The sequence below is a fragment of the Rhodococcus baikonurensis genome, assembly GCF_040489275.1.
GTDB lineage: Bacteria > Actinomycetota > Actinomycetes > Mycobacteriales > Mycobacteriaceae > Rhodococcus_F > Rhodococcus_F baikonurensis.
Window position 1 is genome coordinate 633581 of record NZ_JBEUOQ010000002.1, and the last position, 22601, is coordinate 656181.

The window sequence follows — 22601 nt, forward strand, 5'->3', positions numbered from 1 at the left end:
CTCATTCACAGGGAACTGGGATGGGCGGCACAGGAGGACAGATGAACGGATCCTCGGTACGAACCGAGCACCTGCCCGGCGGCCCGGACCTCGAACGGATACTGCGCGAACACGCCTACCGCGGTGCGTACCTGCAGCTGACGGTGCGCGGCGCTCTGGTGCTGTTCATCGCCCTGACACTGATCTTCGTCCCGCCGATGAACGACGCGGGATGGTGTTTCGCGATTCTGGGCGCGTATGCGCTCTGGTCGGCAGCCGTGGCGCTGTGGATCCGCAAGGGCGGCACCGGCCCGGTGACGATGATCTGGCTCGGATTGTTCGTCGACCTCGCCGTTCTCGCAACTCTGACATTGCTGACCGGTCTCGCAGCCGAGCAGAGTTGGACCGCCGACATCTTGAGCAACGGGCTCTTCGTCATACCGGTCCTGGCGTGTACTCAGCTTCGGACGGACGTGTGTGTCGGCGTCGTTGGCTGCACGATCGGTGTGTTCTTCGTTTCCAGTTGGGCAACGATGACTTCGAATTCCGAGCCGTGGCCGTCGATCCTGTTGAGCACCATGGCCTTGGTCGGGGTGGGTGCGGGTGCAATCGGACTGACCCGGATTCAACGATCACGTGTGTTGACCATCGGGCACCTCGTCGGGCATCGCACGAGCCTTCTGGCCGAGCTCATGGGGTTGGAGCAGCGTGAGCGCACAGAACTGTCCGAGCAATTGCACGACGGGGCGCTCCAGTACGTTCTCGCGGCGCGGATGGATCTCGACGAATTGGCAGGCAGTGCGGAGCCCGTCGCGTTGGCGCGAGCGGGGAAAGCGCTCGGTGAAGCAACAACGCTGCTGAGATCGTCCGTCTCGGAACTGCATCCCACAGTTCTCGTTCACGTGGGCCTTGCCCGCGCGATCGGGGACCTCGCGCGCTCGGCACATGGACGCGGCGGAGTAGTGGTCGACGTCGACACTTCAGGCTGGAAAGACGATCTACGCACGTCCGCGGACGACGTCCTGTTCGGCGCCGCTCGAGAGCTTCTGGGCAACGTCGTCAAACATGCCGGCGCGCACAATGTTCGGATCGAGCTTGCACGGCTGGACCACCGTGCGGTGCTCGTGGTCTCGGACGACGGCCGGGGGATCAGCGCTGATCGGATTGCCGAACGACGAGCCGCCGGTCACATCGGACTGCTCTCACACGAACTGCGTGTGGTTGCCGCGGGTGGGTCGTTCTCGGTCGGACCGGGTGAAGAGTCCGGAACTCTCGCGCGAGTCGAGATACCGTTCCAGATCGCCGCTGCCACCGACCGTGATCGTTGAGGAGTTGTCGATGGCTGCACTGATCACCGATCGCGAGCTCAACCTGGCGACTCTGGCGAGGCAGTTCCTGCTTCGACGCGCCGAGGTAAGCGCGTTGGATGCGATCGAGCACCTGGCAGGACTGCAGGCCCAGGCGCCGAATCCACCCTACCTGGCACTGTGGGCGCGGCTGAAGAACTTTGCGGCAGAAGACCTCTCCACCCTTGTCGAGAATCGCCAGGTGGTGCGGCTGGTTGCCATGCGGGGCACGGTCTTTGCTCTCTCGGCCGCCGATGCGGGTCCCTTCCGGGCCACGGTGCAGACGATCATGGAACGCGATCTCCACACCAACAGCACTCAGCGTGCGGCGCTCACCGGTTTGGATCTCGAGGCGCTGGCGCAGGCGGGACGCGAACTGGTAGCGGACGGGCCGCTCACCCAGATGCAGATGAGACCGATACTGGCAGAGCGCTTTCCCGGCCACGCGGCCGAGGGCCTGGCGCACGGCGTTCGAGGGCTTCTGCCGATGGTCCAGGTCCCACCGCGAGGTCTGTGGGGACGATCCGGAGCACCGGCACTGACGACCTTGGAGAATTGGCTTGGCACAGAAGTGAGTTCATCTCCCGATACCGACGCGTTGGTGCTGCGCTATCTGGCTGCGTTCGGGCCCGCGAGTGTGAAAGATGCGCAAGCGTGGTCAGGGCTTACGAGACTCACCGAGGTCTTCGAGAGGCTACGCCCCGGCTTGATCACCTTTGTCAACGAGAATGGGACCGAGGTATTCGATCTACCGGACGCGCCACGACCGACCTCCGGAACACCGCCGGTCAGAATCCTTGCTCCGTTCGACAACATCCTGCTCTCGCATGCCGACCGCTCGCGAATCATGGACGAGCAGTACCGAACTCGTGTCTTCACCGTCAACGGCATCATCAAGCCCGCCATCCTGGTGCGAGGAAAGGTGGTGGGATTCGCGACGGTGACGCCCGACAAGGAGACGGTCGAGTTGGGTGCGACTCTGTTTGCGCAGCAAGCGAAGACTGCGCTCGCGGCCATCGAGAAAGAAGCGCGTTCGTTGCTGAAGTTCATGCACCCGAATATCGTGAACCGCGAAGTGCGGTTCGCTGTCGCTACGTAGCGGGCTTGTGCTTTCGTGGTGCCCGATCGCGCAGTTCGGCCACGATCTCGTCATTCCACATGTGACGCCGCACCAGTCGGTACCGCTCCCGGGCGATCCACAAGTACGCCTCGGCGTCGGTGTGCTCGGGCAACATGTCGGCGCCCCGCAGCATCCGCACGACGGGGAGAAACTCCTCGCCGAACCAGCGTCGGGCGACCGTGTCTCGGCCGAGGAACTCGCCCTTCTCCTGCATGAGCCGAAAACCCCACGCCTCCACACACTCACTGAGTTCGGCGTACTCCCACGGGTCGGTGACCTGGACGGCTTCGCGTTGTGAACCCTGCAGCGGAACGCGGGTGAGGAAGAGTCGGCGATGGTCCTTGATGAGCAGATCGGCGCGCTGAGTGATGCCTTCCGGCGAGATACGAGTGATGATCTCGGTGACGTACGCGTCGATAGTCTTCTGGTGCATCGCACATGCAATGGACACTCGGTGGTGCCCGTCGATCACGAAGTGCATGGAGCCGACGCGATACAACTGAACAGGTGGCACCGATTCGCCGCGTCGTTGCGCCACCGCAAGTCGCTCCCAACGAGCGCGCGAGTGAGTGGACGTCGGACGGAAGTACCTGTCGAAATCACCTGTGCGGTCGACACTTCCGACTATCGATTCGATGGTGACGACCTGCAGACCCAGAGACTTCTCGCCGACCTTGCCGAGAGCTGCGACAACTTCGTCGAACGGCAGAATCGCGTTGACGTCGTCCGGTTCGCGTCGTAGCCAACTGACCAGACGTGCAACGTCGGCACGTCGACGCTGACGAGCGAAGTCGTTTTCCGCGTCGGCTGTGGGAAATCCGGTGTCACGAGCCATGTCGGCGCCTCACGATCGTCGGCGGAGTACCTGGGGAAATCTCCATCAGCGTGAAGCCGACGGTATTGAGCACGATAGTCCGGCCTACTTCCAGATCGAGAGGTGTTCGCCCGTGCGGGTGGATGTGTCCGTGGATCATGACTGTCGGATCGAGGGTGCGGATCAAGGAGGTGAAGCATTCGAACCCACGATGTGGCCGATCCTCGGCGTCGCCGACACCGCGGGCAGGGCTGTGTGTGAGCAGCACATCGACGCCCGCCCGACCGCCGGGAAGCCGCGATTGCCAGGCATTTCGCCAGGTGAGCGAGCGGGCGCGTCGACTCTGCCGGCGCTCGGTCCACTGATTGGGGCCCGTGTTGTATCGGATGGAACCGCCGAGGCCGGCGATCCGCAGACCGGCGACGGTAACGATGCGTCCGTCGGCGTTGACCGCGCCGGTCGGCCCGGGCCACTGCGCCGGCATCCCGGCCCGCATCCAACCCGATCTCTTGTTCGAATATCCGGACAGATCGACGTCGTGGTTCCCGGGAACGAACACGCAGGGCGCATTCAGTTGATCGGACAGGTACTCCAGATACGCAAACGGCAGATCGCCTGCGCCGAGGATCACGTCGACTTCGAGTGAACGAACCTGACTGCTCCACAGGAATTCGACGGTCTCGTCGCTGACAGCGAGAACGGAGACCATTTCGACGACGCTACCGCCACCGCGAGGTATCTGCGCTGCGAACCTTGCGGGCACGGTGTTTAGATGGACGAGTGTCAGACAGCGTCGTATCTTCCGTCCGGGCCCACCTCGTCAGCAGTATCGAGGGGCCGGACCCCACCGCGGCCTCAGTGACGTTCCTCGGGGTCGAACCGCTGGACGTGCTGCGTTTCGAGTCGCCCGACGGCCTGGTTCGCTACGCCACGCTGGGGTGCTCACGTCATCCGATGGGCGACCCCAACGAGCTGGTCGCAGACCCCACACGCGGTCCTCGCGCCGAGTTGGTGCTCACCCTGCGCGGTGGCACGGGTGTTGCGTCAGGTGTGGCCAGGACGCTCGCGGTGCTGGCTGCGGCGCCGTCCGTCGAAGGGGTCGTGCTGCTCGAAGACGCACTGCTGGACCTGGGCGAGCCGCTGTGGAAGGACACCGCGTTCACGGCCGTGCTTCTCGGTGAGAGCGGGATCGCCGACCTGACGCTGCCGGAGCCGTTCGATCCGGTTCGCTTCCTCGGCGTGGTCCCCCTGACCGGTACCGAAGCCGCCTGGGTGCGCCTGCGCGGCGCGGCGGCACTGAGGGACGCGTGGACCGAGGCGGGGATCGACATTCGCGATCCGCACCGTTCGGCCGCCTCGCTGTAGGGTTCCGGCTGCCCCTGTGGTTCCGGCTGCCCTGGCGCTTTGTCGGTCAGATCATTCGGCGTGCACGAGTATGTCTGCCAGGTTCTCGAGACTCACCCGAACCGTCCGTGAAAATGCTTTCGTGACGATCGGGTCGGCCATCTTGCCGAATACGCCTCCAAGTCCGCTTTCGCTGTCGAGTCGGTAGGTGACCCGAGTCCCGTCACCGACTTCTTCGCAGGTCGTGGTCTGCGAGAAGCTGACCGGACTTTCGACGGACGTCGATTTCGACGATCTCGGTGGGTCGTACTCGGTGAATTCGGATGTCCACTCGAGGCGCTTGCCAAGGATTCTCGAGACACCGCGCCAACGGCTTCCAACACCCATCGGGCCGTCGGTGATCTGTGTGCACTCGACCATCGAATTCTCCCAGTTGGGCCAGTTCTCGGCGACGGCGATGTACTCCCAGACGTCCTTGGGTGGCAACGCGATCTCTACGGATTGCTCGACTGTAGGCATGGTTGCTCCTCCACTTCTCTTTGGATCTGAATTTGCTTGTCGCAAAATGGATTTCGGGAACGGAATGAAAATGCGTACCCATATCCATTGTCCGCCTGCGACGGTGGCAAGTACAGGGAGTCAGGGTGAGCGATTCACAGCCAGTTGTTGCGGCGGAAGAGAAAGAACAAGCCGACACACACCGACGCGATGAGGAACAGGATGGACTGATAGCCGTACTTGTACCCGAGTTCCGGCATGTTCTCGAAGTTCATTCCGTAGATACCGGCAACGCCGGTTGGCACGGCGGCGATAGCGACCCACGCCGAGATCTTGCGCATGTCGGTGTTCTGCTGCACCGCGATCTTCGCGAGTGCGGCATCGACCAGAGAACTCAACACCTCGTCGTATTCCGAGATTCGTTCGGCCACGATCGTGTGGTGATCTCGTACGTCACGGAAGTATCGCCGGATCTCCTTCGGGACGAGGCCGCCCGCGGGCTGAGTGAGTTGGAGCAGTGGCAATCCGAGTGGAGTGACCGAGCGTCGTAGTTCGACGATTTCACGTTTGAGTAGGTAGATATGCTCGACGGCAACGGTGTTCCGCGGGTTGAACACCAACTCTTCCATGCTGTCGACGTCCTGTTCGACCAGCTGAATGACGGAGAGATAGCTGTCGACGACGTGGTCGGTGATCGCGTGCAGCACCGCGAACGGTCCCATGGCGAGACGCTCGGCATTCTGTTCGAGCGACTTGCGCACGCTTGCCAGTTCGGAGTGATCCCCGTGCCGGACGGTCACCACGAAGTCGGGACCGACGAACACCATGATCTCGCCGGTTTCGACGATCTCGCTCGCCGTCGCCACGGATTCGTGCGGTACGTAGACGACCGTGCGCAGCACCAGGAACATGACGTCGTCGTAGCGTTCGAGTTTCGGGCGCTCGTGTGCATGGACGGCATCCTCGACCATCAGCTCGTGGAGTCCGAAAGTTGCTGCGACATCTTGCATCTGGCCTTCGTCGGGTGCATGCATGCCCACCCAGACGAATGCGTTGTCGCGACTACGGACCTCGGCCAACGCGGCGCGGTGCGTGTACTTGCCCGGCAACCGCACGCCGTCCACGTAGACCGCGCAGTCGACGATCGCGCGGGCTGCCGGGACGGGGATCTTGGGTGCATCCGCTTGCGTCGATTTGCCGTTCGACCAATTCGGCAGTGACGGCATGGTTGGCACGCTCGCTCCTTCTCGGTCTGTAGTGCAGTGAACCTGTGATGCAGTAACGGCACTACAGCGACACCTGATCGAATTGCGCTGCCGCTGCGGCGTAATCGTACGTCAGCTTCCGGCTCGCCTACCGGAGCGCGATGAAGTTGCCGATTGCTGACACACTGGAACAGTGCGAATAGACCTTCACACCCACTCCAACGCATCGGACGGCACCGATACCCCGGCTGCCCTCATGCGCGCCGCAGCCGACGCCGGACTCGACGTCGTCGCCATCACCGATCACGACACGACTTCGGGCTGGGCCGAGGCGGCGCAGGCCTTGCCGAGCGGGGTCAGCCTGGTTCGCGGGATGGAGATGTCGTGTGAGGGGCGAGGTGAACGTGGTTGGCCGGTGGCCGTTCATCTGCTGGCATACCTCTTCGATCCGACGCACCCCGAATTCGCAAAAGAACGTGAGCGACTGCGCGCCGAACGCGTCGAACGTATCCGGGTGATGACGACGATGATGGCTCGTGACGGTCTGCCCGTCGATCCCGATCAGATCCTGGCCGACGCCGGTCCGTCTGTCGGACGCCCGCACGTCGCAGCGGCCTTGATGCGAGCGGGAGTGGTGTCGAGCATCAGCGAGGCCTTCTCCGACCTGTTGTCCAGTCGCGGGCGATACGACGTTCCCAAGTACGACACTCCGCTCGAGTACGCCGTCGAACTGGTGGCAGCAGCCGGGGGAGTGACCGTCCTTGCGCATGGACGGGCGCGTTCGCGCGGCGGATTGCTTGCGCTCGACCACATCCGTGATCTGGCCGAGCTGGGTCTCGGGGGTCTCGAAGTCGATCACCCGGACCATCGCAGCGACGATCGCGAGGTCCTGCGCCGCCTGGCCGTCGACCTCGGTCTGGCAGTCACCGGATCCTCGGACTACCACGGGGAGAACAAGACGATCGGACTCGGCGACGAGCTCACGGACGAGGCGGAGTTCGACAAACTCGTCTCGGCTGCCACCGGCGTGGAGGTACTTGGGCGCTGATGCTCGACACCACGCTCTACCTCACCGTGTTCATCACGCTGTTCGTGATCATGGACCCGCCCGGAGTCATCCCGGTGTTCCTGTCACTGGTCGGCCGCAAGAGCCGTGAAGATCGCAATCGAGCGGCATGGCAGGCCCCCGCCGTCTCCCTTGCGGTCATCTCGGTCTTCGCCGTCGGCGGTCAGGCGATTCTCAACTACCTCCACATCGGTATTCCGGCATTGCAAGGCGCCGGCGGACTACTCCTGCTTCTCATCGCTCTCGAACTGCTGACCGGAAAGGCCTCGAACCGTCCGCAGGGAGCCGACGACGTCAACGTCGCACTCGTTCCTTTGGGCACGCCGATGATGGCTGGTCCCGGTGCGATTGCGGCCGTCATCGTCTTTGTCGCCCAGGCCGACGGTGAAGCGGCGTCGTATCTGGCGATCGCGTTGGCGATTTTGTCCATCCACCTCGTGCTGTTCGTGGTCCTGCGCTTCTCGACGGCACTGATCCGGATACTGGGCGAGGGTGGCATCAGTCTGCTGGCGCGCATCGCCGGTCTATTGCTCGCCGCCATCGCGGTTCAACTCATTGCGGAATCAGTCCGCGGATTCGTCGCGGGAGCGTAAGAGATGACATACGACGACAGGTACGACCGGAACGACAGGTACGAGGACGACTACCAGTACCAGGACTATCAGGACTATCAGTACGAAGACGACTACGACTACGACTATCCCGCCGACAAACGGCAATGGCTGCTGGTCCGCGCTCTACGCGCCCTGAGTGGCACCGTGGCGGCCGGAATCGTGGTCTTGACACTCGTGATCATCGGTTCGGCTTATCTGGGCGGCAACCGCGGATTCCCGGGACCGGGAACAACGTCGATCGCCGCGCACATTGCGGCCTCGGTGGTTGCTTTGGCCGCGCAGATCTGGTGCGACCGCAGGCGGGGTATCGCGGCGGTTGCCGGATCGGTGGTCGTGCTCGTGGTGGCGGGGCTGTTGTTGGTGACGCAGTGGTGGGGATGACTGGGTGGGGATGACACGGTGGGGATGACTGGGTGGGGATGACTGGGTGGGGATGACCGCTCAGGTTTGAGTGTGGTGAGGAATCCGACCGCTTGGAGGATTTGATTGTGATCCGACTCTGGTGGCAAACTGGAGTTACTTCGAGGCGGCGCCACAGCCCGGCCCCGAAGTGCAGGTTTCGTCAGAATTTCTCCCGAAACCTAGATTGCATGGATACGCCAGGGCTCACCCGCCCCACACCATGACGCTTCGGATGTATTGCGGCCCACTTTCTCGCGCACGCCGAATGCTCTTCTTCTCAGTAGTCGTTCGCGGAAGAAATGATCTCTGACCGTTGTGAACGTGGTTTCGCAGCGGTCCGAAGGATTACTTCCCAGTAACCCAGCCCCGCTTGAGGCTGGACTAATCAGGAGTGTCATCGTGTCCCTCGTGACTGAAGCCATCAACGTACCCAAGGTCGAGTTGACCGACGAAGAAATCTTTGCCGCTCACGTCGGTGGCAAGCTCTCGGTCGAGACCACCGCACCGCTCGATACGCAGCGGGCCCTCTCGATCGCCTACACGCCGGGTGTTGCTCAGGTGAGCCGCGCCATCGCTGCAGACGAAACCCTCGCCGATCGATACACGTGGACCAACCGACTCGTCGTCGTGGTCAGCGACGGCACCGCGGTTCTCGGGCTCGGCGACATCGGCCCTCGCGCATCGCTGCCCGTCATGGAGGGCAAGTCGGCACTGTTCAAGAACTTCGCCGGACTGAACTCCATTCCGCTGGTTCTCGACACCAAGGATCCCGACGAGATCGTCGAGACGCTCATCCGTCTGCGCCCGAGCTTCGGCGCGGTCAACCTCGAGGACATCTCGGCACCGCGCTGCTTCGAGATCGAGAAGCGCGTCATCGAAGCCCTCGACTGCCCCGTCATGCACGACGATCAGCACGGAACCGCCATCGTGGTCCTCGCTGCCCTCAAGGGCGCTGTCAAGGTCCAGAGCCGCGACATCACCACACTCAAGGTCGTCATCTCCGGCGCCGGCGCTGCGGGTGTTGCCTGCGCGAACATCCTGCTCGCCGCCGGAATCAGCGACGTCATCGTGCTGGACTCGAAGGGCATCATCTCGGGTGAGCGCAGCGACCTCAACGACGTGAAGGCAGAACTCGCAGCCCGCACCAATCCCCGCGACCTGCACGGTGGTGCCATCGAGGCACTCGAAGGTGCTGACGTGTTCCTGGGTGTCTCGGCGGGCAAGATCCCCGAGGAGCTCATCGCTTCGATGGCTCCCGAGTCGATCGTGTTCGCGCTTTCCAACCCGGACCCGGAGATTCACCCCGAAACCGCGTCGAAGTACGCGGCGATCGTGGCTACGGGTCGCAGTGATTTCCCGAACCAGATCAACAACGTTCTCGCCTTCCCCGGTGTGTTCAAGGGCGCGCTCGACGCCGGCGCCCGTCGCATCACCGAAGGTATGAAGCTCGCTGCCGCCGAGGCAATCCTGTCGGTGGTCGGCGACGAGTTGGCAGCGGACAAAATCGTCCCCAGCCCACTCGACCCTCGCGTGGCACCCGCAGTAGCGGAAGCCGTCGCGGCCGCAGCGCATGCTGAGGGCGTGACCAGCTAAGAGGGACTACGAAAGCCCCGATCGGAACCCGCACACAAGGTTCCGATCGGGGCTTTTTCGTGGGATTCTCGCGCTACAGACGAGCGAGGTCGGGTGTTCGACGCAGCCTGCCGGTGCCGGGAAACGATGCCCAGACCACCAGTGCCAGTAGGCCGTCCACGACGAGAGCCACTACCGCGACCAGGATTGCGCCGACGACAACTCGGTCGTACTTGTAGAGAGCGAGACCGTCGAAGATGTACCGGCCGAGACCGCCGAGGTTGACGTAGGCAGCGACCGTCGCTGTGGCAATCACCTGCAGTGTGGCGTTGCGGAGTCCGCCGAGAATCAATGGCAGCGCATTGGGTATCTCGACGCGGAAGAGTACTTGGAGTTCGGTCATACCCATCGCCCGCGCGGCCTCGACGACGCCCCGGTCGACGCTGGCGATTCCGGCGTACGTGCCGGCGAGGAGTGGGGGAATGCCGAGGATCACGAGCGCGAGAATCGGCGGCATCACCCCGAGTCCCATGAGAAGAACGAGAAACGTCAGCAAACCGAGTGTGGGTAACGACCGCAGTGCGTTGACCAGACTGACGACCACGATCTCACCGCGGCGTAGATGGCCGATGAGCAATCCGATGGGCACCGCGATCACGGCCGAAAGTGCCACGGCCAGAACGCTGTACCACAGGTGCTGGAGAATGCGTGTGCCGATTCCGGTGTCGCCGCTCCAATTTCCGGGATCGACGATGAAGTCCCAGGCTCCGGTGAAGATGCTCATACGGGTTCCCCCTCGGCTGACAGGACGGCGGGAACCTTCGAAGAGTTCGAGGTCGAGGTCCTGGTCCACGGGGTCAGGAATCGGCCGATCAGATACAGGATCAGATCGAGCGCCAGTGCCAGCACGACGATCGCGATGATGCCGGCAACGATCTGGTCCGGGTAGTCGCGGTCGTAACCCTGTTTGAACAGAACTCCCAGCCCGCCGATTCCGATCAGTGATCCGACCGACACCAGCGAAATATTGGTAACGGCAATAACTCTGATGTTCGCGATCATGACCGGCAGCGCCAACGGCAACTCGACCGTCAGGGCGCGTCGTAGTGGCGTGAATCCGACGGCGGTGGAGGCGTCGATGACGTTGTCCGGCACCGAGTCGAGTGCTTCGGGCACAGCCCGGATGAGCAGTGCCGTCGCATACACGCTGAGTGCGATCACCACGTTGAGCGGATCAAGGGTCTTGAGGCCGAACAACTGAGGAATCGTGACGAACAGCGCGAGCGACGGAATCGTGAACGCGATGCTCGCCAGGGTCAACGTGATTCGGCGCAGCCACCTGACGTTGCGGATCGCTGTACCGACCGGAACGGCAATCAGGAGACCGATCAGCAAGGGGAGCAGCGCCAGATACAGATGGGTCTTCGAGTAATCCACGACCGTCGAGAAATTGTCGATGAGCCAGCGCATGCCGCTACGCCCCGAATCCCTCGGTGAAGGCGACTCGGTTGCGTTCCTCGTCCTCGCGTCGACGCTGATCTGCCAATTTCGCGACGACTTCGGAACCGAGGATCCCGCCGATCACCGCGCCCTCTGCGTCGACGGCAACACCGATACCGGAAGGGGAAGAGATTGCCGCATCGAGTGCTTGGCGGAGATCGCCGCCGGGGGAGAACAACGAACCTCCGGCCGACGTCGACTGCGCAAGAGTGCGTCCCGAGCGCAGACCTTCGACGCCGGTCACGTCGATCCATCCCTGTGGACTTCCGTTGTCCGTGACCACGAGAACCCACTCGCCCAATTCGAGACGCAGAGCCTTCAATTCGTTCTCGACGGCCGTACGGACCGGGTGAAGTGGAACCTCGTCGGCAGCACGGAACGACAATCCCCGATAGCCGCGATCGCGTCCGACGAATCCGGCGACAAAATCCGTTGCCGGTGCGGCCAACACGTCGCGAGGCGCCGCCACCTGCTGAAGCCGTCCGCCGGGACCGAAGACGGCAATGTGATCACCGAGTTTGACTGCCTCGTCGATGTCGTGGGTGACAAAGACGATCGTCTTCTTCAGTTCGCTTTGCAGACGGAGCATTTCGGTCTGCAAATCCTCACGCACCACGGGATCGACGGCGCTGAAGGGCTCGTCCATCAACAGGATCGGCGGATCGGCTGCCAGCGCACGGGCTACTCCCACACGTTGCTGTTGCCCACCCGAGAGTTGCCCGGGATAGCGAGTGGCAAGTGAAATGTCCAGACCTACTCGTTCGAGAACACCCAACGCGGCTTTACGTGCGGCGCGGCGGGACTCACCACGCAGCACCGGAACCGTTGCGACGTTGTCGATCACGGTGCGGTGGGGAAGTAGGCCGGCATTCTGAATGACGTACCCGATGCCGAGACGCAGTTTCACCGCGTCGGTCTGGGCGATGTCACGACCGTCGACGAAGATCTTGCCCGACGTCGGTGTGATCATCCGGTTGATCATGCGCATCGACGTCGTCTTGCCGCACCCGGACGGCCCCACGAACACCGTGAACGACTCGGCCTCGATGGTGAGATCGAGACGGTCGACGGCGGTGGTGCCGTCCGGGTACTGCTTGGTGACAGCTTCGAAGGTGATCACGTGACTACGAGACCGGCTTGTCGAGGCCCTGCGCCGTCACCCACGCCTTGGCCGCCGCTGCCGGCTCCGTCTTGGTGTCGCCGGACACCTGGACGTTGAGAGCCAACAATTCTTCGGTGGTGAGCTTGGCGGACACCGCATCGAGGACCGTCTTCAGCTTGTCGGAAGACTTCGAGGCACGCAGCACCGGCACCACGTTCTGAGCCGGGAAATTGTTCTTCGGGTCTTCGAGAACCACGAAGTTGTTCGCCGGGATGGAGGCCGACGTCGTGAAGATGTTTGCTGCGGTGATGTCACCGGACGAGAGCGCCTTCACGGTTGCCGGTCCACCGCCGTCGGCGATCGGAACGAAGTTGGCAGCCGAGATGTCGAGCCCGTAATTGGACTTCAAACCGGGCAATCCGGCTGGACGTTCCTGGAACTCGGCCGGAGCACCGAACTTGACTTCGGCGGAATGCGGAGCCAGATCGGCAATCGTCTTCAGGTTCCACTTGTCGGCGGTTTCTTTCGTGACGACGACGGCGTCCTTGTCCTCGGCGGATGCAGGCGTCGCAATTGCCAATTCCGACCCGAGAGCTGCGGGAAGGGCGGCGAGGACGTCAGCGGAGCTGGTGGCCGTGCTGTCGGGATCCAAGTACTGCAGGAGATTTCCCGTGTAATCCGGAATTACGCTGATCGACCCGTCCTTGAGCGCCGGAATGTACGCCTCACGGCTGCCGACGTTGAACGACGTGGAGACATCGAACCCGTTGACACGCAGCGCTTCGGCGTAGATGTTGGCGATCGTCTCGGATTCGGTGAAGTTGGCGGAGCCGACGACGACCGCGTTGGGATCGCTGTTGGAGTCACCGTCACTGCTACCGCACGCTGTCAGTGCAGTGAGAGAGACGACAGTTGCCGCGGCTACGAGCCAACGGTTGGAACGAAATCGTGAGGTGCGCATGAGCGTCCTTCCGGTTTTTCGGGCGTCCCGTGTTTCGGGCGTCGGTGACCATCCCTTGTGGCGAAGCCACCTGGGTGACTTCGACGGCGCCGCCACCGAGTGGCAGCGTCAGGACTGGTTACCGCGCATCGCCCGACAAGTGTAACGATAGGTACCGACATGGCACGGTTTTCGATCCATGGGATTGGATGTGAGGATTTCGGTGAAGAGCACACGCACGAAGTATTCGACTGTTGTTGCAGCACTGACGGTCCTGCCGATTCTCAGCGGATGCGCAAACGGTGATTCGGTGGTAGAGGGCGCCGGAGCGGAGTCTCGCGAGCAGATCGTGGTGGCTGCTGACGCATCAGTGGAGAGTTCGGTGTTGGCCGAAGTGTATTCGACGGTGCTCTCCTCGTCCGGTCTGTCGGCTCGCGTCGAATCGGTGGGTGGTGGCCGAAACCAATCACTCGAGGCTCTGGACGCAGCGCGAGTCACGCTGGTACCCGAGTTCACCGGTGCGCTGCTCGATCACTACGACCCGTCATCCCCGGCCCGCAAGGCCGACGACGTCTTCGAAGCCTTGAGTCGCTCTCTGCCGGAGGGTCTTTCGGTCTCCGACTATGCGATGGCCGAAGACCGTGCGGTCGTTGCACTCGACACCGCATACGCACAGTCGTTGGGAGCGAAGACGATAGAGGCCTTTGCCCCTTCGTGTGCCGCGGCAACGCCCCTCGTCTCCGCGAGATTCGTCGAGGACGGGGCAGTGGAACAGTTGGCCGAGGGTGCCGAGTGTGTCTTCGCCGGGGTCGATCTGGTAACTCCGGTCGACGTGCCCGGTGCACAAGTATTCGGAACCACGACGCTGTCAGCGCTGGCACAATCCGATGCCGTCACAGTGCTCGCTGATTCGAATCACGTTCTGGCTGCGCAGAACGTCGTTCCGCTTTTCCGAACGGGCGCACTGGGAGATTCGGCTGTCAAGGCGCTCAGCGTCGTCGCCGGTGAACTGTCCACCACAGACCTCGCCACGATGATCGAGCAGGTGCGGGCCGGCAACGCGTCAGCCTCGGAAGTCGCCCGCACCTGGTGGGACACCCGTCAGTGACATGGACGGAGTGGGACACCCGTCAGTGAGCGCTCGATCCCACCGCTGAACTCGAATCATCCTTGGCGCGAATCAGTTTCGAGGCGATGAAATGGCCGAGGTCGGCAACGGCGTCTGCTGCTTCCTTGACCAGTGACGCCTGGGCATGAGCCACGTGCCACAGTCGTGCGTACTCCACCAGGGATACATCGACGCCGGCAGTGGCGAGTTTGTCGGTGAACGTCATGATCTGCGGGTAGAGAACTTCCTCCGACCCGACGTGAATCCTGGTGGGTGGCAACCCGTCGAGCTTGCCGTGCATCGGTGCGTAGCCGGGATCGGTGCGATCGCCGCCGGCAAGGTAAGCGTCGGCGGCATCGAAGGACCACGCGGTGTTGACGACGAGGTCGGCCTTTTTGGTGGCACCTCGATCGCCCGGATCGACCCACGGTGAGATCAACGCAAGCGCGCCGGGGGTCACGCCGTGGCGCTCGATCAGACGCAGAGCGGTCGCGGCGGCCAAACCGCCACCGGCCGAATCGCCGGCGATGGCAACGCGGTCCTCCGAATAGTCGAACTCGGTGACCAACTGCATGAAAGCAGAGACCGCGTCGTCGAGCGCGGCGGGATACGGGTTCTCCGGCGCAAGTCGGTAGTCCAGCGTGAATACCGCACTCGACGACTCACGTGCGAGATGCGCTGCGAGAGAACGGTGTGTGGCCAGCGAACCCAGCGTGTATGCCCCGCCGTGCAGGTAGAGAACTGCAGTGGGGCGCTCGGTTGCGCCGACGGTGATCTTCTCCGCCGGTCGGCAAGCCAGCTCCAGCGGGCGCACGACGGCGCCCGCTGGGACCTGCTGTAGTGGTGCCCCGGCCTCGAGCAGCAGACGTTGAATCCGATACGGCAGTCTCGAGTTGAAAGCCAGACGGAAGTACGGCTTCAACAAGAACGCGACCACGGGCAGCGGAAGGGTGAACGTGCTCACCGGCAGGGCTCCTGACTTTGTATACGAACTGCGCTGTAGACGAACTCAGCTGGACTTGGGCATCATTCGACCGGCGACGATCGCGACGATGCGCTGGTAGCCCGATCCTACGAGGCGAACCCAGGCATCGAGTGCGATTGCGTCCATCCCGATGAGAACTCGCGGCTTGCTCTTGCGAACACCGTTGACGATCGTCTTGGCCGCGTCCTCCGGAGTGGTGCGCGCGAGCTTGCGGTCGAAGAACTCGGAGAAGACGGCAAGGTCTTCGCCCGGTCCTGCGGTGGCGTTGCGTGCGATGGCCGTCTTGATTCCGCCCGGGTGCACACAGGTCACCTTCACCGGATGCTTGGCGATCAGCATTTCCTGGCGAAGCGACTCGGTGAAGCCGCGAACGGCGAACTTGGCCGAGTTGTAGGCGCTCTGACCGGGCATCGACAGCAGACCGAAGAGGCTCGACACGTTCACGATGTGCCCGTCGCCGGAGGCGATGACGTGGGGGAGGAATGCCTTGGTGCCGTTGACAACTCCCCAGAAGTCGACGTCCATGACGCGTTCGAAGTCCTTGAACTCGGACTTCTCGAAGGTGCCGTGGTACGCGATTCCGGCGTTGTTGTAGATCTGGTTGACCTTGCCGAAATGGGCGACGACTGCGTCGGCGTACTCGAGAACCGCTTCGCGCTGGGTGACGTCGAGATGGTCTGACTTCACCTCGGCGCCGATGGCTTCCACCAGACGCGTTGTCTCGGCCAGACCGACGGTGTCCACGTCGGAGATCGCCAACTTGGCGCCCTGGCCGGCCAGGTTCAGTGCGAGAGCGCGACCGATGCCCGATCCTGCTCCGGTGATGACTACGACCTTGCCTGCAAAATCACTCATTGTGCTACTGCCTTCTCGTCGTCGAGGTCGATCTGTGAAGTGGTCGCGGTGCCGACGGCGCCGAGATCCGAGGTGGCGACGCTGCGGTATGCCGCGAGGTCGAAATGCTTGGTGGCATTGCGGAACTGGAAGGTGAAGCCCGGCCACAGGGTGGTGTTGTTTCCGTGCTTGTCCATGTACCAGCTGGCGCAACCGCCGTTGTTCCAGACGCTCTTGGACATAGCTGCCTGCAGGTCCTTGTTGTACTTGTCCTGCTTGTCCTTGCGCACCTCGATGGTGCCGATGTCGTACTTGTCGATGGTGGCGATCGCGTCGACCAGGTAATTGATCTGCGACTCGATCATGAAGACCATCGACGAATGTCCGAGGCCGGTGTTGGGTCCGACGAGGAAGAACATGTTGGGGAAGTTGGCAACTGCCGCGCCCTTGTACCCCTGCATGCCGGTCTCTTCGAAGACCTCGGCGAGCGAGCGCCCGTCCTTGCCGAAGATTCCCGCGAAGGTGGGGGAGTCGGTGACGTGGAAACCGGTCGCCACGACGATGGCATCGATCTCACGCGTGGTGCCGGTCTTCGAGACGATCCCGTTGGCGGTGACCTCCTCGATGCCTTCGGTCACCAGATCGACATTGTCCTGGGCGAGAGTGGGGAAGTAGTTGTTCGAGATCAGCATGCGCTTGCAGCCGATCTGGAAGTTGGGCATGACCTTCTTACGAAGATCCTTGTCCTTGATCTGAGCCTTCAGGTGACGCTCGGCGGCGAACTGCAGCGGCTTCATGAACACCGGCGCCTTGGCCAGGCCTACGACCTGCGTCTCTCGCATCCAGTAGATGCCGGTACGGCACAGTTTCTGGAAGCCGGGAAGGTACTTGAACGCGAGGTGCTCGATCTTGGTGTACTCGCGGTCTGCGCGGGGCAGGATCCACGGCGCCGTGCGCTGGTACACGTCGAGGTGTGAGACCTTCTTGCCGATGGCCGGCACGATCTGGATGGCGGAGGCGCCGGTTCCGATGACGGCCACGCGCTTGGCGGTCAGATCCGCGTCGTGGTTCCAGCGCGAGGAGTGGAAGATCTCGCCCTTGAATCCGTCGATGCCCTTGATGTCCGGAAGTGAAGGCTCACACAGTGCGCCGACGGCCGAGACGACGATCTTTGCGACGAATTCACCCTTGTTCGTGCTGACGTGCCACCGAGCAGACGCCTCGTCCCACCGGGCGGAGAGAACGTCGCAGTCGAAGATGTGCTTGTCGAGCACCTTGTGGCGGTTGGCCACCGACTGGATGTACTTGTAGATCTCGGGCTGAGTGGAGAAGGAGCGCGTCCACTCCGGATTGAGTGCAAAAGAGTACGAGTACAAATGCGACGGCACGTCACACGCGGCGCCCGGGTAGCTGTTGTCACGCCAGGTTCCGCCGACGTCGTTGCCGCGCTCGAGAACGACGTAGTCGGTGATGCCGGCCTGTGCCAGTTTGATCGCCGCACCGAGACCGGCGAAACCGCTGCCGATGATCAGTGTGCCGACGTGGCGAGTATCCGCGGCAGGTGCTGAGGTATCTGTAACTGGAAGACTCATGTAGGGAACGATATGCCTTTATTGAGTCACGGTCAATAGCTTATTGACGAATATTCAGTAGTCTATTGGCATGGACGCAGTGAAGCGAACGCGACTCGACCCTGCGCAACGCCGAGCGCAACTCATCGACCTCGGAGCGCGCATGCTGGCCGAACGGCCGCTCGAACAGATTTCCGTCGAGGACATCGCCGATCAGGCCGGTGTCTCGCGGGGGCTTCTGTTCCACTACTTCGCGTCGAAAAGCGAGTTCCACCTGGCCATCGTCCGACACAGCAGTGAACAGATGCTCCAACGCACCGAACCGAGTGAATCGGACGACCCGATGCTCACCCTCCGCTCGGTGCTGGCGTCGTACGTCGACTACGTGACCGAGAACCGCAATACCTACGTTTCACTGCTGCGGGGAACCGCCAGTGGAGATCCGCAGATGCGTGAGGTGTTCGAGCAGACCCGCGACATCATGGCCAAGAGAACCCTCGATCAGCTCCCGAAGATCGGCCTGACTCGAACGCCTCAGGTGGAGCTGGCCGTTCGCGGTTGGATCGCGTTCGTCGAGGAAGCCACCATCAGTTGGCTCCGTGCGCCGGCCATCACCCGCGAGGAACTGATCGACCTGACGGTTCAGTCGTTGCCTGCGTTGGCGCTGGCTGCCGTCGGCTTCGACGCCGGGCCGGATCTGGGTCTGCTGCAATCGAATTGACGTGAATGCAGAAAGGCCGGGGCCCACACTCCTTGCGGAATGTGGGGCCCGGCCTCGAGTAACGCTATGTCAGATCACTTGGTCGGCAGGAACGCCACTGCTCAGTTGGTCGGCAGGAACGCCTCGTCCAGAATCTCCTGCTGCTCCACCGCGTGCACCTTGCTCGATCCCGAAGAGGGAGCGGACATCGGACGACGCGAGATGCGCTTGATGCCGGTCAAGGTCTCCGGCAGAAGCTCCGGCAGTGCCAGTCCGAGGAACGGCCACGCGCCCTGGTTGGCGGGCTCTTCCTGGACCCAACGGAACTGATCCGCATTCGGGTAACGGTCCAGGGTCTCCTTGAGGCGACGCTTCGGCACCGGGTAGAGCTGCTCCATGCGCACGATGGCGATGTCGTCACGCTCGTCCTTGTGCTTCTTCGCCAGGAGCTCCCAGTACAGCTTGCCGCTGACCAGCAGAACCCGCTTGACCGATTCGCGAGCGCTTTCGCCGCTCTCGTATGCCGGCTCCTCGAAGACCGAACGGAACTTGCCCGTCGTGAAGTCCTCGACGTTGCTGACTGCAGCCTTGTTACGCAGCATCGACTTGGGCGTGAAGACCACCAGCGGACGGCGGATGCCGTCGAGGTGATGGCGACGCAGCAAGTGGAAGTAGCTTGCCGGGGTGGACGGAACCGCAACGGTCATCGAGCCTTCGGCGCACAGCTGAAGGAAACGCTCGATGCGACCGGAGGTGTGGTCCGGGCCCTGACCCTCGTGACCGTGCGGCAGGAGCAGCACGACGTCGGAGAGCTGACCCCACTTGGCCTCGCCCGAAGAGATGAACTCGTCGATGATGGTCTGCGCGCCGTTGACGAAGTCACCGAACTGCGCTTCCCACAGGACCAGAGCGTCGGGGTTACCGACCGAGTAGCCGTACTCGAAGCCCAGACCCGCGTACTCGGTGAGTGCGGAGTCGTAGACCATGAACTTGCCGCCGTTTTCGGCGTCGGCTGCGATCTTGGCGATCGGGCTGTACTCGTTGCCGGTCTTGCGGTCGATGAGGACCGAGTGACGCTGGGTGAACGTTCCGCGCTTGGAGTCCTGACCCGCGAGGCGGATCAAGGCACCCTGCTCGGCCAGCGAACCGAATGCGAGCAACTCGGCGAACGCCCAGTCGACATGCCCGTCACGAGCCATCTCACGACGCTTCTCGGCAACAGGCTTGACGCGCGGGTGAACGGTGAAGCCCTCGGGGACGTTGACGAACGCGTCGCCGATGCGCTCGAGAACCTCGGGAGCGACAGCCGTGGTCAGGCGAGCCGGGGGAGTCTGGTCGAGTTCGACGGACTCGGACGGTTCCGGCTGGAACTTCTCGAGTTCACGGACCTCGTTGAAGACCCGTTCGAGCTGGCCCTGGTAGTCGCGAAGTGCGTCTTCGGCTTCCTTGAGCGAGATGTCACCGCGGCCGATGAGGGACTCGGTGTAGCTCTTGCGAACGCTGCGCTTGGTGTCGATCACGTCGTACATGGCCGGCTGGGTCATCGACGGGTCGTCGCCCTCGTTGTGACCGCGGCGGCGGTAGCAGATGAGGTCGATGACGACGTCCTTGCCGAACTTCTCACGGAAGTCGACGGCCAGCTGAGCAACCCAGACGCACGCCTCGGGGTCGTCGCCGTTGACGTGGAAGACCGGTGCGGCGATCATCTTCGCGACGTCGGTGCAGTACTCGGACGAACGTGAGTGTTCCGGGGCGGTGGTGAAACCGACCTGGTTGTTCACGACGATGTGCACGGTGCCGCCGGTGCGGTAGCCGCGCAGCAGAGAGAGGTTCAACGTCTCGGCGACAACACCCTGACCGGCGAATGCAGCGTCGCCGTGCAGCATGAGCGGCAGGACGGTGAAGCCTTCTTCGCCCTTGTCGAGGATGTCCTGCTTGGCGCGAACCAGGCCTTCGAGAACCGGGTCGACGGCCTCGAGATGCGACGGGTTGGCGGTCAGCGATACAGCGATGTCGTTGTCACCGAACATCTGGATGTACGTGCCGCTGGCACCCAAGTGGTACTTCACGTCACCGGAGCCGTGAGCGGCCGCCGGGTTCATGTTGCCCTCGAACTCCGTGAAGATCTTGGAGTAGGGCTTGCCGACGATGTTGGCCAGCACGTTGAGTCGACCACGGTGCGGCATGCCGATGACGACCTCGTCGAGCTGGTGCTCGGCGGCCTGGTCGATCACGGCGTCCATCATCGGGATGACGGCTTCGGCGCCCTCGAGCGAGAAGCGCTTCTGGCCGACGTACTTGGTCTGCAGGAACGTCTCGAAAGCCTCGGCGGCGTTGAGCTTGCTCAGGATGTACTTCTGCTGAGCGACCGAAGGCTTGGCGTGATGGCCCTCCACCCGGTCCTGGATCCACTGACGCTGATCCGTCTCGAGGATGTGCGTGTACTCGACACCGACGTGGCGGCAGTACGCGTCGCGCAGCACGCTCAACACGTCGCGCAGCTTCATCTTCTCTTGGCCGTGGAAGCCGCCGACCTTGAACTCGCGGTCCAGATCCCACAGCGTCAGGCCGTGGCTGATGACGTCGAGGTCGGGGTGGCTGTGGAACTTGTCCTTGACGAACTGCAACGGGTCCGTGTCGGCCATGAGGTGGCCGCGGTCGCGGTAGGCAGCGATCAGTTCGAGAACACGGGTGTTCTTGTCGACGGCGCCTTCCGGCACGTCCTTGCGCCAACGCACCGGCTCGTACGGGTTGCCGAGCGCGTGGAAGATCTCGTCGTAGAACTCGTCACTGATCAGCAGGTTGTGGATCGTGCGCAGGAAATCGCCCGACTCGGCACCCTGGATGATGCGGTGGTCGTAGGTCGAGGTGAGGGTCATCAGCTTGCCGACGCCCATCTCGGCCAGCTTCTCGTCGCTGGCGCCCTGGAACTCGGCCGGGTATTCCATCGCGCCGGCACCGATGATGGCACCCTGGCCCTTCATCAGGCGCGGAACGGAGTGAACCGTACCGATGCCGCCCGGGTTGGTCAGCGAGATGGTGACGCCGGTGAAGTCTTCGCCGGTGAGCTTGCCCTCACGAGCGCGGCGGACGATGTCCTCGTATGCCGCGTGGAACTGGACGAAGTTCATCGACTCGGTGTTCCGGATGGCGGCAACCACCAGTGAGCGGTTGCCGTCCTTACCGGGAAGGTCGATCGCGAGTCCGAGATTGGTGTGCTCGGGTGTGACCGCGTTCGGCTTGCCGTCGATTTCGGCGAAGTGCCGGTTCATGTTGGGGAACGCGTTGACCGCTTGGACGATCGCGTAACCCAGGAGATGGGTGAACGAGATCTTGCCGCCGCGAGTACGTGCGAGGTGGTTGTTGATGACGATGCGGTTGTCGAACATCAGCTTCGCGGGGATGGCACGCACGCTGGTTGCCGTCGGGATCTCGAGCGAGAGCGACATGTTCTTGACGACCGCGGCTGCCGCGCCGCGCAGAACCTTGGTTTCCTCGGCTCCGCCGGCGGGGGCGGGCTTTGCGGGAGCGGCCGCGGGCTTTGTTGCTGCGGGCTTGGCCGGGGCGGCCTTCGCGGCGGGCGCTGCCGTCTTCGCGGGGGCCGGTGCAGCAGCCTTGGCAGGCGGCGCAGGAGGTGCGGTCTTGGGGGCGGGAGGCGTGGCCTTGGGAGCAGCAGGCGGAGCTACAACAGCGGCGGGTGCAGCCGCGTTGCCGTTCGAGGCAGTCCCGTTTCCACCTCCCGTGTTCGCCGAGTCCGGCGAGTAATCGGTCAAGAATTCGTGCCAACTGGGATCCACGGACGACGGGTCGTCCTGGAAGCGTTGGTACATCTCGTCAACCAGCCACTGGTTCTGTCCGAATTGGGATGTAGAACTGCTGCTCACGGCAGGTGTTCGCCTCG

The 22601-nt window shown here is 63.0% G+C and carries 22 protein-coding genes; 10 read left to right on the forward strand and 12 right to left on the reverse strand.

Annotated features, from left to right (window positions below; translation table 11 throughout):
• The first annotated feature begins 41 nt into the window (after nt 1-41).
• Together ABWI03_RS07210 and ABWI03_RS07215 are read left to right on the forward strand one after the other, a co-directional pair.
• Complete coding sequence (locus tag ABWI03_RS07210; protein WP_298775271.1) at nt 42-1307, forward strand: sensor histidine kinase; 1266 nt, start codon at nt 42-44, stop codon at nt 1305-1307.
• A gap of 10 nt (nt 1308-1317) precedes the next feature.
• Nucleotides 1318-2424 (forward strand): winged helix DNA-binding domain-containing protein, encoded by a 1107-nt coding sequence (locus tag ABWI03_RS07215; protein WP_298775273.1) that lies wholly within the window; start codon nt 1318-1320, stop codon nt 2422-2424.
• Here the strand turns inward: ABWI03_RS07215 and ABWI03_RS07220 are convergent.
• Complete coding sequence (locus ABWI03_RS07220) at nt 2417-3280, reverse strand: hypothetical protein (RefSeq protein ID WP_003945080.1); 864 nt, start codon at nt 3278-3280, stop codon at nt 2417-2419. The two genes, ABWI03_RS07215 and ABWI03_RS07220, sit on opposite strands and share 8 nt — an antisense overlap.
• Entirely contained in the window at nt 3270-3968 is a 699-nt protein-coding gene (locus tag ABWI03_RS07225; protein ID WP_095972897.1) for a metallophosphoesterase family protein, read from the reverse strand. The genes ABWI03_RS07220 and ABWI03_RS07225 overlap by 11 nt, the downstream gene beginning before the upstream one ends.
• A gap of 71 nt (nt 3969-4039) precedes the next feature.
• On the opposite strand from ABWI03_RS07225, the gene ABWI03_RS07230 reads away from it, so the two are divergent.
• Entirely contained in the window at nt 4040-4624 is a 585-nt protein-coding gene (locus tag ABWI03_RS07230) for a suppressor of fused domain protein (RefSeq protein ID WP_298775276.1), read from the forward strand.
• Nucleotides 4625-4675: 51 nt separating this feature from the next.
• Here ABWI03_RS07230 and ABWI03_RS07235 read toward each other — a convergent pair whose 3' ends face one another.
• Both ABWI03_RS07235 and ABWI03_RS07240 read right to left on the reverse strand, forming a co-directional pair.
• On the reverse strand, nt 4676-5122 hold the full coding sequence (locus ABWI03_RS07235) for an SRPBCC family protein (protein WP_095972895.1): 447 nt from the start codon (nt 5120-5122) through the stop codon (nt 4676-4678).
• Between the two features lie 134 nt (nt 5123-5256).
• Nucleotides 5257-6327 carry a magnesium and cobalt transport protein CorA gene (locus ABWI03_RS07240; protein WP_124569929.1) on the reverse strand — a complete coding sequence of 357 codons (1071 nt, stop codon included), beginning with the start codon at nt 6325-6327 and terminating at the stop codon, nt 5257-5259.
• 172 nt (nt 6328-6499) lie between these two features.
• Here ABWI03_RS07240 and ABWI03_RS07245 point away from each other — a divergent pair, with 172 nt between their 5' ends.
• From ABWI03_RS07245 to ABWI03_RS07260, 4 genes are all read left to right on the forward strand, one after another.
• Nucleotides 6500-7354 carry a PHP domain-containing protein gene (locus tag ABWI03_RS07245; protein ID WP_298775278.1) on the forward strand — a complete coding sequence of 285 codons (855 nt, stop codon included), beginning with the start codon at nt 6500-6502 and terminating at the stop codon, nt 7352-7354.
• The gene (locus ABWI03_RS07250) at nt 7351-7965 is read left to right on the forward strand and encodes a MarC family protein (protein WP_166813463.1); all 615 of its coding nucleotides are present in this window, start codon (nt 7351-7353) and stop codon (nt 7963-7965) included. The genes ABWI03_RS07245 and ABWI03_RS07250 overlap by 4 nt, the downstream gene beginning before the upstream one ends.
• A gap of 3 nt (nt 7966-7968) precedes the next feature.
• Complete coding sequence (locus tag ABWI03_RS07255; protein ID WP_298775281.1) at nt 7969-8367, forward strand: hypothetical protein; 399 nt, start codon at nt 7969-7971, stop codon at nt 8365-8367.
• 420 nt (nt 8368-8787) lie between these two features.
• Nucleotides 8788-9981 carry an NAD(P)-dependent malic enzyme gene (locus ABWI03_RS07260; protein ID WP_003945072.1) on the forward strand — a complete coding sequence of 398 codons (1194 nt, stop codon included), beginning with the start codon at nt 8788-8790 and terminating at the stop codon, nt 9979-9981.
• A gap of 73 nt (nt 9982-10054) precedes the next feature.
• Here ABWI03_RS07260 and ABWI03_RS07265 read toward each other — a convergent pair whose 3' ends face one another.
• Genes ABWI03_RS07265 through ABWI03_RS07280 form a run of 4 tightly spaced genes read right to left on the reverse strand, consistent with a single transcriptional unit; the run spans nt 10055 to nt 13523 of the window.
• A complete protein-coding gene (locus ABWI03_RS07265; protein WP_353798764.1) occupies nt 10055-10744 on the reverse strand; it encodes an ABC transporter permease in 690 nt (229 codons plus the stop codon).
• Complete coding sequence (locus tag ABWI03_RS07270; RefSeq protein ID WP_095972890.1) at nt 10741-11430, reverse strand: ABC transporter permease; 690 nt, start codon at nt 11428-11430, stop codon at nt 10741-10743. Before ABWI03_RS07270 ends, ABWI03_RS07265 begins: the two co-directional genes overlap by 4 nt.
• 4 nt (nt 11431-11434) lie before the next feature.
• On the reverse strand, nt 11435-12580 hold the full coding sequence (locus ABWI03_RS07275) for an ABC transporter ATP-binding protein (protein WP_235169854.1): 1146 nt from the start codon (nt 12578-12580) through the stop codon (nt 11435-11437).
• A gap of 4 nt (nt 12581-12584) precedes the next feature.
• The gene (locus ABWI03_RS07280; RefSeq protein ID WP_019749336.1) at nt 12585-13523 is read right to left on the reverse strand and encodes an ABC transporter substrate-binding protein; all 939 of its coding nucleotides are present in this window, start codon (nt 13521-13523) and stop codon (nt 12585-12587) included.
• Between ABWI03_RS07280 and ABWI03_RS07285 the strand changes: the two genes are divergently transcribed.
• Nucleotides 13522-13668, forward strand: a complete 147-nt coding sequence (locus ABWI03_RS07285; RefSeq protein ID WP_166813451.1) for a hypothetical protein — start codon at nt 13522-13524, stop codon at nt 13666-13668. The genes ABWI03_RS07280 and ABWI03_RS07285 overlap by 2 nt on opposite strands.
• Nucleotides 13669-13725: 57 nt before the next feature.
• The gene (locus ABWI03_RS07290; protein ID WP_298775290.1) at nt 13726-14610 is read left to right on the forward strand and encodes an ABC transporter substrate-binding protein; all 885 of its coding nucleotides are present in this window, start codon (nt 13726-13728) and stop codon (nt 14608-14610) included.
• A gap of 22 nt (nt 14611-14632) precedes the next feature.
• On the opposite strand, the gene ABWI03_RS07295 is transcribed toward ABWI03_RS07290, so the two are convergent.
• Genes ABWI03_RS07295 through ABWI03_RS07305 form a run of 3 tightly spaced genes read right to left on the reverse strand, consistent with a single transcriptional unit; the run spans nt 14633 to nt 18021 of the window.
• On the reverse strand, nt 14633-15574 hold the full coding sequence (locus ABWI03_RS07295) for an alpha/beta hydrolase fold domain-containing protein (RefSeq protein ID WP_298775292.1): 942 nt from the start codon (nt 15572-15574) through the stop codon (nt 14633-14635).
• Between the two features lie 45 nt (nt 15575-15619).
• A complete protein-coding gene (locus ABWI03_RS07300) occupies nt 15620-16450 on the reverse strand; it encodes an SDR family NAD(P)-dependent oxidoreductase (RefSeq protein ID WP_095972887.1) in 831 nt (276 codons plus the stop codon).
• Nucleotides 16447-18021 carry a flavin-containing monooxygenase gene (locus tag ABWI03_RS07305; protein WP_298775295.1) on the reverse strand — a complete coding sequence of 525 codons (1575 nt, stop codon included), beginning with the start codon at nt 18019-18021 and terminating at the stop codon, nt 16447-16449. The genes ABWI03_RS07300 and ABWI03_RS07305 overlap by 4 nt, the downstream gene beginning before the upstream one ends.
• 70 nt (nt 18022-18091) lie before the next feature.
• On the opposite strand from ABWI03_RS07305, the gene ABWI03_RS07310 reads away from it, so the two are divergent.
• Nucleotides 18092-18721, forward strand: a complete 630-nt coding sequence (locus tag ABWI03_RS07310; RefSeq protein ID WP_007736130.1) for a TetR/AcrR family transcriptional regulator — start codon at nt 18092-18094, stop codon at nt 18719-18721.
• 101 nt (nt 18722-18822) lie between these two features.
• Here ABWI03_RS07310 and ABWI03_RS07315 read toward each other — a convergent pair whose 3' ends face one another.
• Nucleotides 18823-22584 (reverse strand): multifunctional oxoglutarate decarboxylase/oxoglutarate dehydrogenase thiamine pyrophosphate-binding subunit/dihydrolipoyllysine-residue succinyltransferase subunit, encoded by a 3762-nt coding sequence (locus ABWI03_RS07315; RefSeq protein ID WP_124569906.1) that lies wholly within the window; start codon nt 22582-22584, stop codon nt 18823-18825.
• Nucleotides 22585-22601: the final 17 nt, after the last annotated feature.